The organism is Jeotgalibaca porci, from assembly GCF_011299095.1.
Taxonomy (GTDB): Bacteria; Bacillota; Bacilli; order Lactobacillales; family Aerococcaceae; genus Jeotgalibaca; species Jeotgalibaca porci.
In genome coordinates, this window is record NZ_CP049889.1 from 1649566 (window position 1) to 1664059 (window position 14494).

Consider the following 14494-nt stretch of genomic DNA (forward strand, 5'->3'; position numbering starts at 1 on the left):
GCATACTATCTGCAAGGAGGGTCAAATGAAAAAAAATAATAATTTTTTCAAGAGTAGCGGCTTTTGGATTCTAATCTTCCTGGCAGTCATTGGTGTTGTCACAATGATGACAAGAGGTGTCGGAAATCAGACGAGTCAAGCAGTCACATCAACGGAATTTATCCGTAATCTAGAAAATGAAGAGATCAAAGAGTTCACGATGCAACCAGGCGCCGGAGTTTGGGATATCGTAGGTGAATACCGCGAAGAACGTGAAGTCGAAAAAGAATCAAGTACAAGTGATTTAATTTTGTTTGATGATTCAAAACAATCAACAAAATCATTCACTACACGCGTTTTGCCAAACGATGCGACCTTGAGTCGAATCGGTGAACTATCTGAGCAAAATGATACAGATGTTACAATCTTAGAACAAGACCAATCAGGTGCTTGGATCAGCCTTCTGTTCACTATTTTACCGTTAGTTATCTTTGTATTCTTCATGTATATGATGATGGGACAAGGCGGTAACCAAGGCGGCGGCGGACGTAACGTAATGAACTTTGGTAAAACGAAGTCAGAAGATATGTCCAAGAAGAACGTTAAAATTCGTTTTTCTGACGTAGCAGGTGCAGAGGAAGAGAAACAAGAACTTGTTGAAGTTGTTGAATTCTTGAAAGACCCACGACGCTTTACAGCTTTAGGCGCACGTATCCCAGCCGGTGTTCTTCTAGAAGGACCTCCAGGAACGGGTAAAACATTGCTGGCTAAAGCCGTAGCGGGAGAAGCGGGCGTACCGTTCTTCTCAATCTCCGGGTCGGAATTTGTGGAAATGTTCGTCGGAGTCGGTGCAAGCCGTGTCCGTGACTTATTCGAAAATGCTAAGAAAGCTGCACCAGCTATCATCTTTATTGATGAGATTGATGCAGTCGGTCGTCAACGTGGTGCAGGTATGGGTGGCGGACACGATGAGCGTGAACAAACCCTTAACCAATTGTTAGTTGAGATGGATGGTTTCCAAGGAAACGAAGGAATTATCGTTATCGCAGCAACAAACCGCTCAGACGTACTCGATCCGGCGTTACTGCGTCCGGGACGTTTTGACCGTCAAATTTTAGTCGGTCGTCCAGATGTAAAAGGGCGTGAAGCGATTCTTAAAGTTCACGCACGTAACAAGCCGCTTGCAAATGATGTTGACTTGAAAGTAGTTGCACAACAAACACCGGGCTTCTCTGGTGCGGATTTGGAAAACTTACTAAACGAAGCAGCACTTGTAGCAGCACGTCGTGACAAAACAAAAATTGATGCACTTGATATTGACGAGGCTCATGACCGTGTTATTGCGGGACCAGCTAAGAAAGATAAAGTCATTAGTAAACGCGAACGTAACATGGTTGCTTACCATGAAGCGGGACATACAGTGGTTGGTATGGTCTTAAGTGACGCACGTACCGTTCATAAAGTAACAATCGTACCGCGTGGTCGCGCTGGTGGATACGCGATTATGTTACCGAAAGAAGACCGCTTCTTGATGACGAAAGAAGAAATGTTTGAACAAGTAGTTGGTTTACTTGGTGGACGTTTGGCAGAAGAAATTGTCTTCAACGCACAAACGACTGGTGCAAGTAATGACTTCCAACAAGCAACAGCGCTTGTTCGTAGTATGGTAACAGAGTACGGTATGAGTGATAAATTAGGTACGGTACAGTACGAAGGCAATAGCCAAGTATTTGTCGGCCGCGATTACGGCTCTAAACGTGCATACTCAGAAGATATTGCTTACCAAATTGACTCTGAAGTTCGTCGCATTATGGGCGAAGCGCATGACAAAGCACGTGAAATTATCATGGAGCACCGTTCACAATTGAATTTAATTGCTGAAAAGCTTCTAGAACTTGAAACCTTGGATGAGAAGACAATCAAGAGTTTATTTGAAACAGGATTAATGCCTGCTGAGAATAAAGAAGATGAATTCCCAAGTGAATCTGCTGCATCTTTCGATGAGGCCAAACGTGCCCGCGAGAAAAAAGAAGCACAAAGAGCAGAAGAGCAAGAACAAGCTGAAGAAAAACGGACTGAAGCATTGCCGGAAGAAAGTACACCTTCAGAAGAAGAATAAAGCAAGACTGGAGATTGGGTTAAAACCCGGTCTCCAGTGTTTTTTTGAAAAGACCGTTCGTCTCAAAAGCGGAACGGTTTTTAATTTTCCCTTACTATAGTAAAATAAGTGTAGAAACCGATATGGAGGAAAAAAATGACTGATTATTTAATTAAAGGAATGGCGTACGATAACCAATTCCGTGTATATGCAATTGACGCAACAGAAGCTGTAGCAGAAGCACAAAGACGCCACGACACGTGGAGCGCTTCTTCAGCGGCATTAGGAAGAACAATGGTCGGATCTCTTTTAGTAGCAACAACGGGATTAAAAGGCGATCAAAAAATGACCGTAATCGTAAATGGTAACGGACTGGGCGGCCGTATCTTAGCGGATGCGAATGCACAGGGCGATGTAAAAGGGTATATCCAAAACCCACACGTCAGCTTACCTCTGAATGCGAACGGAAAGTTGGATGTACGTGCCGTTGTTGGAACAGAAGGAACGTTATCGGTTATTAAGGACTTGGGACTAAAAGAGCCATTCTCTGGTCAAGTGCCAATTGTCAGTGGTGAGTTGGGTGAAGACTTCACTTACTATATGGCGAACTCCGAGCAGATTCCTTCAGCAGTTGGCTTGAGTGTGTTGGTTGATACAGATGATTCAATCAAAGTAGCGGGCGGCTTCATGATTCAAGTATTACCATTTGCATCTGACGAAGCAATTGCTTCTATTGAGAAGAATATTGCTGAAATGCCACTTGTTTCCCGTTTGATGGAAAATGGCGCAACACCGGAAGATATCTTGCACCGCATTCTAGGTGAAGAGAATGTTCACTTTATCGAAAAAATGCCAGTTCAATTCAAATGTGATTGCTCACACGACCGTTTCAAACAAGGGATGGCTGCAATCGGAACAGAAGAATTGACAGCTATTATCGAAGAAGACCACGGCGCAGAAGTTGTCTGCCAGTTCTGTGGAACAAAATATAACTATACAGAAGATGAGTTGACTGAATTACTGAACGCAAATAAGTAAGGAGGAATACGAATGACAGAAGTTATTAAAACGTTAGCGACGCAAATAGGGGAAACACCCGTAGTTGAATTGCCAACAGTCAGCCCGGAAGGTGCAGCCAAGATTTACTTGAAGCTTGAATTTTTGAATCCCAGCGGCAGTTTGAAAGACCGGGTTATGTTGAATTTGATAGAGATTGCAGAAGAAGACGGTGCTATCGGACCAGGCTCAACACTTGTAGATGCCTGTGACCAACATGCCGGTATTTCACTCGCCATGCTAGCTGCTTCCAAAGGGTATCGCAGTCTGATTGTGACGCCGGAAGGATTAAACCCAGCCATCGAAGCAATCATCACGAAGTACGGCGGTGAAATCTTGTATACACCGTTAGATGCAGGGATGTCTGGAGCCATCAGCCAAGCTGAAGAAATCGCCCGAAATAAGGAGTACTATTATTTAGCGCAATTTACGAATCTAGGTAATCCGTCTGTACACGAAGCGACAACGGGACCGGAAATACTGGAAGCAATGGGGAAACTAAAATCGATGCTTTCGTAGCTTCGGTTGGAACAGGTGGAACCTTAACCGGAGTCGGCCGTTCCTTGCGAACTGCTAATCCGAATGTTGAAATTTTCGCAGTTGAACCGGAAGCTTCCCAATCGTTGAGTGGTGGAGTCGAAGGACTTCATCCTTTAGTAGGAATGGGTTACGGCTTTATTCCTCCTGTGTTAGAATTAACGCTTTATAACGGTGTTGTTCGTGTGACGACTGAAGAAGCGTACGCAATGAGCGACCGTCTCCCCAAAGAGCAAGGGTTATTGGTCAGTGACGCGACTGCGGCAGCCATTGTTGGAGCAGTGGAAGTAGCCAAACGACTTGGCCGTGGAAAAACGGTCGTTGTTGTTTAAGGATTGTATAATAGGAAGAAGAGGTCGGGACTATGTCCGGGCCTCTTTCAATTTGACCCACGCTGTTTGCGGCGTGAAAGGAAAGTTTATGGATTATTTTGCCAGACATCTTGCAATTTGTGCCATTTCTTGGCAATATAGGATGAGATAGAATACGAAAGTAGAACGGAGTGACCTCATTGAGTCAAGAGAACAATTTCGAAGAAATGAATGACCAATTAATCATTCGCCGTGAAAAAATGCAACAATTGCGTGAACAAGGGAATGAACCTTTCAGCAATGGCTTCAAACGGACGCATTTGTCCCAAGAGTTGCATGAAGCATACGATGGATTAACGAAAGAAGAACTTGAAGAAAAGAATGTTGAAGTTGCAGTTGCAGGACGGATTGTAACAAAACGTGGAAAAGGTAAAGTAGGTTTTGCTCACTTGCAAGACAGCGCTGGACAAATTCAAATTTACGTGCGTAAAGATGAAGTCGGCGAAGCAGATTATGACATATTTGATCATGCTGACTTAGGAGATATCGTTGGAGCAGTTGGACAAGTAATGAAGACAAACACAGGTGAAGTAACTGTTCGTCCTACAAAGTTTGTTCATTTAACGAAAGCACTTCGTCCGTTACCGGATAAATTCCATGGTTTAACGAATGTTGAACAAAAATACCGTCAACGTTACTTGGATTTAATCAGTAACAAAGACAGCTATGATCGTTTCGTAACTCGTAGCCGTATTATTTCTGAAATTCGCCATTATTTAGATACACGTGGCTACTTGGAAGTTGAAACGCCTGTGCTTCATAATATGGCGGGGGGCGCGTCAGCGAAACCGTTCATTACACATCACAACGCTTTGGATATGGAATTATATATGCGTATCGCGTTGGAATTACATTTGAAACGTTTAGTAATCGGTGGAATGGAAAAAGTTTACGAAATCGGCCGTGTTTTCCGTAACGAAGGAATCGATACAACGCATAACCCAGAATTTACAATGATTGAAGTGTATACAGCTTACACGGATTATTATGATGTAATGGAATTGGTTGAAGGCTTGTTCGAAGACGTTACGCAAACAGTTAAAGGCACAACAACGATTACGTATAATGACATCGAATTGAACATGGCTGCACCTTACGCACGTGTTCATATGGTAGATGCAATTAAAGAGCAAACTGGCGTTGACTTCTGGAAAGAAATGTCTGACGAAGAAGCACGTGCAATTGCGAAAGAACACAATGTCCCTGTAACAAAACATATGACTTTCGGACATGTCGTGAACGAATTCTTTGAAATGTTCGTAGAAGATAAGTTGGAGCAACCAACCTTTATCTACGGTCATCCAACAGCAATTTCACCATTGGCACGTAAGAATGAAGAAGATGGACGCTTTACGGATCGTTTCGAATTCTTTGTAATGGGTAAAGAGTACGGGAATGCCTTTACAGAGTTGACGGATCCAATCGATCAGCGTGAACGTTTCGAAGCGCAAGCAGTCGAAAAAGAACAAGGTAACGATGAAGCGCACGGCGTGGATGAAGAATTTATTGAAGCATTGGAGCACGGTATGCCGCCAACAGGTGGACTGGGTATCGGTATCGACCGGATGGTTATGCTGTTAACAGACAGCCAATCAATCCGTGACGTTCTATTGTTCCCAACAATGCGTAACTTAGATAACTAATTAAAGAATGACTCGAAAGACTGTCGCTTGCGGCAGTCTTTTTTGTGCGCAGTTGTAAAAAGTGTGGGTAGCTTACCGGCATACAGGAAAAAGCGAAGTGCTGAAAGCCGGTAAAAGAGAGAAACTACCGGCTTTCAGAAGAATAAAAACAGCTGAAAGCCGGTAAAAGCGACAAAACACCGGCTTTCAGGAAATTAAAAAATGCCGAAAGCCGGTAATAAGCACCGACCACCCTCATAAAAAATAAAAAAAGTTTTCAAATAATGTTGACGAACCTATTTTTAAGTGTTACTATTACAAAGGTGAATTTATGCGCAGTTTCCTGAAACAAAACTTCAGTCATGCTGACTGGTGGCATCTATTTACACCCACTGATAAATCGAATTTTGTTCGATTATTTATTTTTTACCAAAAATGGACCACCTGGATGTGTGGACCAAGATAACTTTGAATGAGGAAGGAGGAAACAAAATGCCTACAATTAACCAATTAGTTCGCAAACCTCGTAAATCTGCTATTGAAAAATCTAAATCTCCTGCATTAGGAAAAGGATACAATAGCTTTAAGAAATCAACTACTAACACTAACTCACCTCAAAAACGTGGTGTTTGTACTCGTGTTGGTACAATGACTCCAAGAAAGCCTAACTCGGCTTTGCGTAAATATGCGCGTGTACGTTTGTCTAACCTTTTAGAAGTGACAGCTTACATTCCTGGTATCGGCCATAACCTACAAGAACATAGTGTTGTTCTTATTCGTGGTGGACGTGTAAAAGACTTGGCGGGTGTTCGTTACCATATCGTACGTGGTGCTTTGGATACAGCTGGTGTAAACGGCCGTATGCAATCACGTTCTAAATACGGAACTAAAAAGCCTAAAGCAGCTAAAAAATAATTTAACTACTAAAACAATAATCTAATTATACTCGAGAAAGGAGGAGTCAGTATGCCTCGTAAAGGTCCAGTCGCTAAACGTGAAGTAATGCCAGATCCAATTTACCAATCTAAATTGGTTACTCGCACAATCAACCGCTTGATGGTTGATGGAAAACGCGGTAAAGCAGCAACTATTTTATATAATGCATTTGACATCATCAAAGATTCAACTGGTAATGAACCAATTGAAGTTTATGAACAAGCAATGAAAAACATCATGCCTGTTTTGGAAGTAAAAGCTCGTCGTGTAGGGGGTTCTAACTACCAAGTGCCTGTTGAAGTTCGTCCAGAACGTCGTACAGCTTTAGCACTACGTTGGTTAGTTAACTACTCTCGTCTACGTGGTGAAGATACCATGGAAGAAAGATTAGCTAAAGAAATCATGGATGCAGCTAACAACACAGGTGCTTCTGTTAAGAAACGTGAAGATACACATAAAATGGCAGATGCTAACAGAGCGTTCGCTCACTACCGTTGGTAAAATCTCCTCATTTCGTGTATTGTATAGTTTGAAAATACTAACTGAAAGAGGTGTATGAAGCAGATGGGAAAAAGAGATTTCACTTTAGAAAACACTAGAAATATCGGTATCATGGCTCATATCGACGCTGGTAAAACAACGACAACTGAGCGTATCCTTTATTATACTGGTAAAATCCATAAGATCGGTGAGACTCACGATGGTGGGGCACAGATGGACTGGATGGAACAAGAGCAAGAACGTGGTATTACAATTACTTCTGCTGCTACAACTGCAGAATGGAAAGGTCACCGCGTAAACATTATCGATACACCTGGTCACGTGGACTTCACTGTTGAAGTTGAACGTTCACTACGTGTACTTGATGGTGCGATTGCTTTGCTGGATGCACAATCTGGTGTTGAGCCTCAAACTGAAACAGTTTGGCGCCAAGCAACAACTTACGGTGTTCCACGTATTGTTCTAATTAATAAAATGGACAAAATCGGTGCTGACTTCTTGTACTCTGTAGGTACTTTGCACGATCGTCTACAAGCTAATGCTCACCCAATCCAATTACCAATTGGATCTGAAGATAACTTCACGGGTATCATTGACTTAGTAACGATGAAAGCAGAAATCTACGATTCTGAAGACGGTACAGACTACCACGAAGAAGAAATTCCAGCTGAGTACCAAGAAGTTGCTGAAGAATGGAATCTTAAATTGATTGAAGCTGTTGCTGAAACAGACGAAGAATTGATGGAACGTTACCTTGAAGGTGAAGAAATTTCAGTTGATGAATTGAAAGCTGCAATCCGTAAAGCAACAGTAAACGTAGAATTCTACCCTGTACTTTGTGGATCAGCATTCAAGAACAAAGGTGTTCAACTAGCGTTGGACGCTGCAATTGATTACTTGCCTGCTCCAACTGACGTTGCTGCAATTACTGGTATTATTCCAGGAACAGACGAAGAAGTTGCAGTGCCAGCAAATGACGAAGATCCGTTTGCAGCATTAGCATTTAAAGTTATGACAGACCCATTCGTTGGTCGTCTAACATTCTTCCGTGTTTATGCAGGTACTTTACAATCAGGTTCATATATCCAAAACGCTACTAAAGGTAAACGTGAGCGTGTAGGACGTATCCTACAAATGCATGCGAACAGCCGTCAAGAAATTTCCGAAGTACATGCCGGAGATATCGCAGCAGCAGTTGGTTTGAAAGATACAGGTACGGGTGACACATTGTGTGACGAAAAACGTCCTATTATCTTAGAATCTATGGAGTTCCCTGAACCAGTTATCGAAGTTGCTATTGAGCCTAAATCAAAAGCTGACCAAGATAAAATGGGTATCGCTCTACAAAAACTTTCCGAAGAAGATCCAACTTTCCGTGCAGCTACTAACGTAGAAACAGGACAAGTTGTTATCGCTGGTATGGGTGAGTTGCACTTAGACATTATCGTTGACCGTTTGAAACGTGAGTTCAAGGTTGAAGCTACTGTTGGTGCACCACAAGTATCTTACCGTGAAACATTCCGCAAGAGCGTTGAAGCAGAAGGTAAATTCGTTCGTCAATCAGGTGGTAAAGGTCAATACGGTCACGTATGGATTGAGTTCACACCTAACGAAGAAGGCGCTGGCTTCGCATTCGAGAATGCTATCGTTGGTGGGGTTGTTCCTCGTGAATATGTCCCAGCAGTTGAAGCAGGATTGAGAGACTCAATGGATAACGGTGTTCTTGCTGGATATCCATTGGTAGACGTTAAGGCTAGACTATATGATGGTTCTTACCATGACGTTGACTCTTCTGAAACAGCATTTAAGGTTGCTGCTTCCCTAGCATTGCGTAACGCTGCTAAGAAAGCTGACCCAGCTATTTTGGAACCAATGATGGCAGTAGAAGTAACAGTTCCTGAAGAATATTTAGGAGATGTTATGGGACACGTAAGTGCACGTCGTGGTCGTATCGAAGGTACAACTGCACGTGGTAACGCTCAAATCGTTAAAGGAACTATTCCTTTGTCAGAAATGTTCGGTTACGCAACAACACTTCGTTCAGCTACACAAGGACGTGGAACGTTCGCAATGACATTCGATCACTACGAAGCAGTTCCTAAGTCTGTACAAGAAGATATTATTGCTAAAAGCGGTAAAAACGCTGAGTAATCCTATCACCAAATAAGTTTGAAATATTGCATTTTAGAGTCGTAGTCGGTATACTTTATAGTGATAGACGACTCTGAAAATGTAGTAGTCTAAAAAATTAAAACACCCTTTTTGAGGAGGAAATCAATAATGGCAAAAGAAAAATTTGACCGTTCCAAACCACACGTTAACGTTGGTACTATTGGACACGTTGACCACGGTAAAACAACATTAACAGCAGCAATCACAACTGTACTAGCGAAAACTTACGGTGGGGCAGCAGTTGACTACGCATCAGTAGACAACGCTCCAGAAGAAAGAGAACGTGGAATCACTATCAACACTTCTCACGTAGAATACGAAACAGAAAATCGTCACTACGCTCACGTGGACTGCCCAGGTCACGCGGACTACGTTAAAAACATGATCACTGGTGCTGCTCAAATGGACGGAGCTATCTTGGTAGTTTCTGCAGCTGACGGCCCAATGCCACAAACTCGCGAGCACATCCTATTGTCTCGTAACGTTGGTGTACCATACATCGTTGTGTTCTTGAACAAAATGGATATGGTTGACGACGAAGAATTGCTTGAATTAGTAGAAATGGAAGTTCGTGACCTATTGTCAGAATACGACTTCCCTGGTGACGACACTCCAATTATCGCTGGTTCTGCATTGAAAGCTCTAGAAGGCGTAGAAGAATACGAAGCTAAGATTCTTGAATTGATGGCTGCAGTAGATAGCTACGTTCCAAACCCAGAACGTGATACAGACAAACCATTCATGATGCCAGTTGAGGACGTATTCTCAATCACTGGTCGTGGTACTGTTGCTACAGGACGTGTTGAGCGTGGACAAATTAAAGTTGGTGACGAAGTTGAAATCGTTGGTATCGACGAAGATATCACTAAATCAATCGTTACTGGTGTAGAAATGTTCCGTAAATTGTTGGATTACGCTGAAGCTGGCGACAACATTGGTGCATTGTTACGTGGTGTTCAACGTGATGACATCCAACGTGGACAAGTACTTGCTAAACCAGGTACAATCACTCCGCATACTAAATTTACAGCTGAAGTTTACGTATTGTCTAAAGAAGAGGGTGGACGTCATACTCCATTCTTCTCTAACTACCGCCCACAATTCTATTTCCGTACTACTGACGTAACTGGTGTTGTTGAGTTACCAGAAGGCGTGGAAATGGTTATGCCTGGGGACAACGTTAAAATGACTGTAGAATTGATTCACCCAATCGCTATCGAAGACGGAACTCGTTTCTCTATTCGTGAAGGTGGACGTACAGTTGGATCCGGCGTTGTTTCTTCAATCGAAGGTTAATTAATACGCTAATCTAATAAAAGAGTCAGGAAGATTTTTCTTCCTGGCTCTTTTTTTGTATTTCTGCCAAAAGTGGTATTGTTTGCATTTAATATTTCTTTCTCGTTATACTTAAGATGTCCCAGAAACTTATACTTTACTACCCAAGGAGGTAATCTTCATGAGTAAAAGATTAGTAGGAACATACGTAAGTATTGATGAAGCAATGATGGCCGTTGAACGTTTACGTGATCAAGGCTATGGACGAAACGATATCCACGTCATTGCCGACCGTTCAGTAAGAGAATCCATTCCGTTCACTATGGACGCAGAAGTATCTGCAACTGACGAAGCCAGAAAAGGTGAGATGGAAGATGACCGCTCACTATGGGGAAAAATCAAAGATGCTTTTACATTCAATGAGTATACAGATGAAGCGTATCAGGATCCGACAGGAGATAATCCCAATGACCCGCTTGAAAAGTATCGCAATGACTTAGCAGCCGGAAAAGTAGTTGTATTAGTCGATGAAAATGAAGCGACTCACATTCCTCCAACAGAACCGCTTATGGGTGCCGATGATATGCGTCGGGATACGACACCAGATTTCACAACAAATGACATGCAATCAGACCCTCCCTTAGAAAATGATGATTTCATGGATCGTGACCCACGTAATCTCCCATAAGACTGATAAATTTAAAGAGCCGGAATAATTTCCAGCTCTTTTTTTATTGCTGTTTGCTTGTTTAAAGGGTTATCATTTCAAATTCAAACACGTTTTCGTTACAATAAGAATGTATTAAGTATTTATTAATTATAAGGAGGAAAAGAAAAATGGATCAATTCACTAATTCTTTGCAAGGTATTTGGACCTCATTTGTAGCATTTCTCCCGAATTTGTTAGGAGCAATTCTTCTAATTGTATTGGCATGGGTGATTGCGAGTTTAGTCAAGAAAGGTGTTACAAAGGGTCTTCATGCTATTAACTTTGATCAGAAGTTAATGAGATGGGGCGTAGCGAACACAACGGATGACGGGAATCGCATGATCGAGTCAATCGGTTTAATCTTATATTACTTAATTTGGTTATTCTTTATCCCAGGTATCTTGGCGCAAATTGGACTGTCTAGCATTGCTGTTCCAATTACAAACATGTTCGATGGTTTCCTAGCATTCTTGCCGAAACTATTCGCAGCAGTTCTAATCTTAGCAATTGGTTACTTTGTAGCTAAATTTGTTAAGGAACTGGTGCAAAACGTATTAGAAACAATCAACATTGATCGATTCTTGAATAAGTACATTCAAAAGACAGGTCAGACATCCGCTGCAAAAGTAGAATCAAACCGTTTCACAATTGCACGTGTCTTAGCTAATACAGTATTTGTTGTGATTCTAATCCCAGTTATTACAATGGCTTTGGAAACATTACAAATTAGATCAATTTCCGAACCAATAGTCAATGTGCTAAACCAAGTGCTAGCGTCAATTCCGAATATCCTTGTTGCGGTCATTCTATTGATTGCAGGAGGATTAATTGCAAAATTACTTGGTGACTTATTAGAGGGTCTGTTGACAAGTTCAGGCGTGGATAAATATTCTAAATACTTATCCAGAAACAATCCACAGATGAAGTTATCAACAATCATTACACGTATTGTTCAAACGGTTCTAATGATTTTCTTCGTCGTAGAAGCTTTAAATGTATTAAACCTTGAAATCCTCAATACAATCGGTGTAGCGATAATTGCTTACTTGCCATCAGTATTAATTGCGATTGTTATTCTAGGTTTGGGAATCTTTGGCGGTAACGCATTATCTTCATTCGTTAAAGATTCAACAGGTAGCCGTATGACAGGAGAAATTGTTAAATACATCGTTTATGTATTAGCAGTCTTCATGACGCTTGACCAATTACAATTTGCATCATCAATTGTCAACACAGCATTCTTGTTTGTAATTGGCGGCTTGGCAGTAGCATTTGCACTTGCATTTGGACTAGGCGGTCGCGAGTTTGCGAAAAAACAACTCGATCGTTTAGATAATAAAATGCAAGAAGAAGCAAAACAAATCCCAGGTACAGCTTCTAAAACAGAAGTAGAGAAAGAAATCGATTCATTCGAATAATAGACACCATAGAAACAAGAGAGTGTGAAAAAAGGCGTTCAAAAACGGCTCACTGGACTGGAAAAGCGCAAGATGGCTGCAAGCCAGCGCGCATTTTCCGGGAAGTGACGCCGTTTTTGCCTTTTTGAGCACGTTTGCGCGCCGATTAGTCGTAAATAACAAAGGAGCTGGAGTTATTTTCCAGTTCCTTTGTTTGTCTGGATAATTAGGACTTAAGTCAATTAAATTTGGATTAAAAAGACCTTATTACGATTAATTAGGACTTTTGTGGGTCTAAATTTCATTAGAAAGTCCTTATAATCGTTTATAAGGACTTTTTACCCATTATTTTTGATTAGAAAGGCCTTATAAATTCGTAAATAACAAACAAAGGGGCCGGAGTTATTTCCCAGTTCCTTTGTTTACCTGGGTAGGAATGGCAATTAACGGCATCGGTATCTTCCACCGAAGTTTCCCGACAAAAGAAAATCAAACTTTAAATTACATATATAATAGGAAGAGATTATTTCGTATCCAGAAATAATCTCTTTTTTACGTTGAAATGACGCGTTTTCGAATGATTCAAACATGACAATAATATAAAGCTAAAAGAATTAAGTTTTTTCAGAAAAAGACTTGCATTTATTTCTGGAACCCGGTATACTAATCAAGTGTGAAATTGCAGAAGCAGTGACACGCGGGTCCCGTGTAAATGGGCCCTAGCTAAGAAACGAGAGGTTGCGACACGCCCGGACGCTTTGCCACGGAGGGGTGCGGCCGGAAATTTTCGTGGAGCTAGTCTTATGAGTTACATTTGACGAAGGAGGGAAATAACATGGCAAAACAAAAAATTCGTATTCGCTTGAAAGCATACGAGCATCGTGCACTAGATCAATCAGCAGACAAGATTGTGGAAACGGCTAAAAGAACAGGAGCTTCTGTTTCAGGTCCAATCCCATTGCCAACTGAAAGAAACTTGTACACAGTAATTCGTTCACCACATAAATACAAAGATTCACGTGAACAATTCGAAATGCGCACTCACAAACGTTTGATTGACATTATCAATCCAACAAGTAAAACTGTTGATGCTTTGATGAAACTTGATCTACCATCTGGTGTAGACATCGAAATCAAACTATAATTTATCGTTAACCCAAAATAAAAAACTAATAAAAACAACGGAGGTGTTACCATGACCAAAGGAATCTTAGGCAAAAAAGTAGGTATGACTCAATTCTTTACTGAAAACGGTGAATTAGTACCTGTAACAGTTATCGAAGCTACTCCAAACGTTGTTCTACAAGTTAAAACTGTAGAAACTGACGGATACGAAGCTGTACAATTAGGTTACGACAACGTTCGTGAAGTATTGACAAACAAACCTGCTAAAGGTCATGCAGCAAAAGCAAAAACTGCCCCTAAGCGCTTCATTAAGGAATTCAAAGATGTTGAGCTGGGAGAGTACGAAGTAGGAAAAGAAATTACAGTAGATGTATTTCAAGCAGGCGACATCATTGATGTCACTGGTACATCTAAAGGACACGGTTTCCAAGGCGTAATTAAACGTCACGGACAATCTCGCGGTCCAATGTCACACGGTTCTCGTTATCACCGTCGTCCTGGTTCAATGGGATCTGCTTCTGATGCGTCACGCGTATTCAAAGGCAAAAAATTGGCTGGACAAATGGGTGGAGATCGTACTACAATCCAAAACCTTGAAATTGTAAAAGTTGACGTTGAAAAGAACGTTATCCTTATTAAAGGAAATGTTCCTGGATCTAAAAAATCATTAATCGAAATTCGTTCAGCTCGTAAAGCTGCTAAATAAGTATCATAGA

At 41.4% G+C, this 14494-nt stretch carries 13 protein-coding genes; all 13 read left to right on the plus strand.

All coding sequences use genetic code 11. The annotated features are described in order from the left end of the window. Positions 1-25: 25 nt before the first annotated feature. The 13 genes from ftsH to rplC all read left to right on the plus strand — a co-directional run bounded on the left by ftsH (position 26) and on the right by rplC (position 14484). Positions 26-2098, plus strand: coding sequence for an ATP-dependent zinc metalloprotease FtsH (gene ftsH / locus G7058_RS08415; protein ID WP_166063111.1), 2073 nt, complete (start codon positions 26-28; stop codon positions 2096-2098). Between the two features lie 135 nt (positions 2099-2233). Continuing rightward, positions 2234-3115: an Hsp33 family molecular chaperone HslO gene (hslO, locus tag G7058_RS08420; protein WP_166063112.1), complete on the plus strand. Its 882-nt coding sequence runs from the start codon at positions 2234-2236 to the stop codon at positions 3113-3115. A gap of 12 nt (positions 3116-3127) precedes the next feature. Next, the gene (locus tag G7058_RS11980; RefSeq protein ID WP_166063113.1) at positions 3128-3652 is read left to right on the plus strand and encodes a pyridoxal-phosphate dependent enzyme; all 525 of its coding nucleotides are present in this window, start codon (positions 3128-3130) and stop codon (positions 3650-3652) included. Further along, the gene (locus G7058_RS11985) at positions 3637-4002 is read left to right on the plus strand and encodes a pyridoxal-phosphate dependent enzyme (protein WP_166063753.1); all 366 of its coding nucleotides are present in this window, start codon (positions 3637-3639) and stop codon (positions 4000-4002) included. The genes G7058_RS11980 and G7058_RS11985 overlap by 16 nt, the downstream gene beginning before the upstream one ends. A gap of 206 nt (positions 4003-4208) precedes the next feature. Beyond that, the gene (gene lysS, locus G7058_RS08435) at positions 4209-5684 is read left to right on the plus strand and encodes a lysine--tRNA ligase (RefSeq protein ID WP_166063754.1); all 1476 of its coding nucleotides are present in this window, start codon (positions 4209-4211) and stop codon (positions 5682-5684) included. 471 nt (positions 5685-6155) lie between these two features. After that, positions 6156-6578 (plus strand): 30S ribosomal protein S12, encoded by a 423-nt coding sequence (gene rpsL, locus G7058_RS08440; RefSeq protein ID WP_166063114.1) that lies wholly within the window; start codon positions 6156-6158, stop codon positions 6576-6578. 51 nt (positions 6579-6629) lie between these two features. Continuing rightward, positions 6630-7100: a 30S ribosomal protein S7 gene (rpsG, locus tag G7058_RS08445; RefSeq protein ID WP_166063115.1), complete on the plus strand. Its 471-nt coding sequence runs from the start codon at positions 6630-6632 to the stop codon at positions 7098-7100. Positions 7101-7163: 63 nt separating this feature from the next. Then, positions 7164-9251, plus strand: coding sequence for an elongation factor G (gene fusA / locus G7058_RS08450; RefSeq protein WP_166063116.1), 2088 nt, complete (start codon positions 7164-7166; stop codon positions 9249-9251). A gap of 129 nt (positions 9252-9380) precedes the next feature. Beyond that, on the plus strand, positions 9381-10568 hold the full coding sequence (tuf, locus tag G7058_RS08455) for an elongation factor Tu (protein ID WP_166063117.1): 1188 nt from the start codon (positions 9381-9383) through the stop codon (positions 10566-10568). Between the two features lie 160 nt (positions 10569-10728). Then, positions 10729-11235 (plus strand): general stress protein, encoded by a 507-nt coding sequence (locus G7058_RS08460; protein WP_166063118.1) that lies wholly within the window; start codon positions 10729-10731, stop codon positions 11233-11235. Positions 11236-11384: 149 nt separating this feature from the next. Beyond that, positions 11385-12674, plus strand: a complete 1290-nt coding sequence (locus G7058_RS08465) for a mechanosensitive ion channel (RefSeq protein ID WP_166063119.1) — start codon at positions 11385-11387, stop codon at positions 12672-12674. 814 nt (positions 12675-13488) lie between these two features. After that, entirely contained in the window at positions 13489-13797 is a 309-nt protein-coding gene (gene rpsJ / locus G7058_RS08470) for a 30S ribosomal protein S10 (RefSeq protein WP_166063120.1), read from the plus strand. A gap of 51 nt (positions 13798-13848) precedes the next feature. Next, positions 13849-14484: a 50S ribosomal protein L3 gene (gene rplC, locus G7058_RS08475; RefSeq protein WP_166063121.1), complete on the plus strand. Its 636-nt coding sequence runs from the start codon at positions 13849-13851 to the stop codon at positions 14482-14484. Positions 14485-14494: the final 10 nt, after the last annotated feature.

Bases quoted from the DNA above. Each gene is read 5' to 3' on its own strand.
- ftsH (WP_166063111.1), top strand. From the start codon at position 26: ATGAAAAAAAATAATAATTTTTTCAAGAGTAGCGGCTTTTGGATTCTA.
- hslO (WP_166063112.1), top strand. From the start codon at position 2,234: ATGACTGATTATTTAATTAAAGGAATGGCGTACGATAACCAATTCCGT.
- G7058_RS11980 (WP_166063113.1), top strand. From the start codon at position 3,128: ATGACAGAAGTTATTAAAACGTTAGCGACGCAAATAGGGGAAACACCC.
- lysS (WP_166063754.1), top strand. From the start codon at position 4,209: ATGAATGACCAATTAATCATTCGCCGTGAAAAAATGCAACAATTGCGT.
- rpsL (WP_166063114.1), top strand. From the start codon at position 6,156: ATGCCTACAATTAACCAATTAGTTCGCAAACCTCGTAAATCTGCTATT.
- rpsG (WP_166063115.1), top strand. From the start codon at position 6,630: ATGCCTCGTAAAGGTCCAGTCGCTAAACGTGAAGTAATGCCAGATCCA.
- fusA (WP_166063116.1), top strand. From the start codon at position 7,164: ATGGGAAAAAGAGATTTCACTTTAGAAAACACTAGAAATATCGGTATC.
- tuf (WP_166063117.1), top strand. From the start codon at position 9,381: ATGGCAAAAGAAAAATTTGACCGTTCCAAACCACACGTTAACGTTGGT.
- G7058_RS08460 (WP_166063118.1), top strand. From the start codon at position 10,729: ATGAGTAAAAGATTAGTAGGAACATACGTAAGTATTGATGAAGCAATG.
- G7058_RS08465 (WP_166063119.1), top strand. From the start codon at position 11,385: ATGGATCAATTCACTAATTCTTTGCAAGGTATTTGGACCTCATTTGTA.
- rpsJ (WP_166063120.1), top strand. From the start codon at position 13,489: ATGGCAAAACAAAAAATTCGTATTCGCTTGAAAGCATACGAGCATCGT.
- rplC (WP_166063121.1), top strand. From the start codon at position 13,849: ATGACCAAAGGAATCTTAGGCAAAAAAGTAGGTATGACTCAATTCTTT.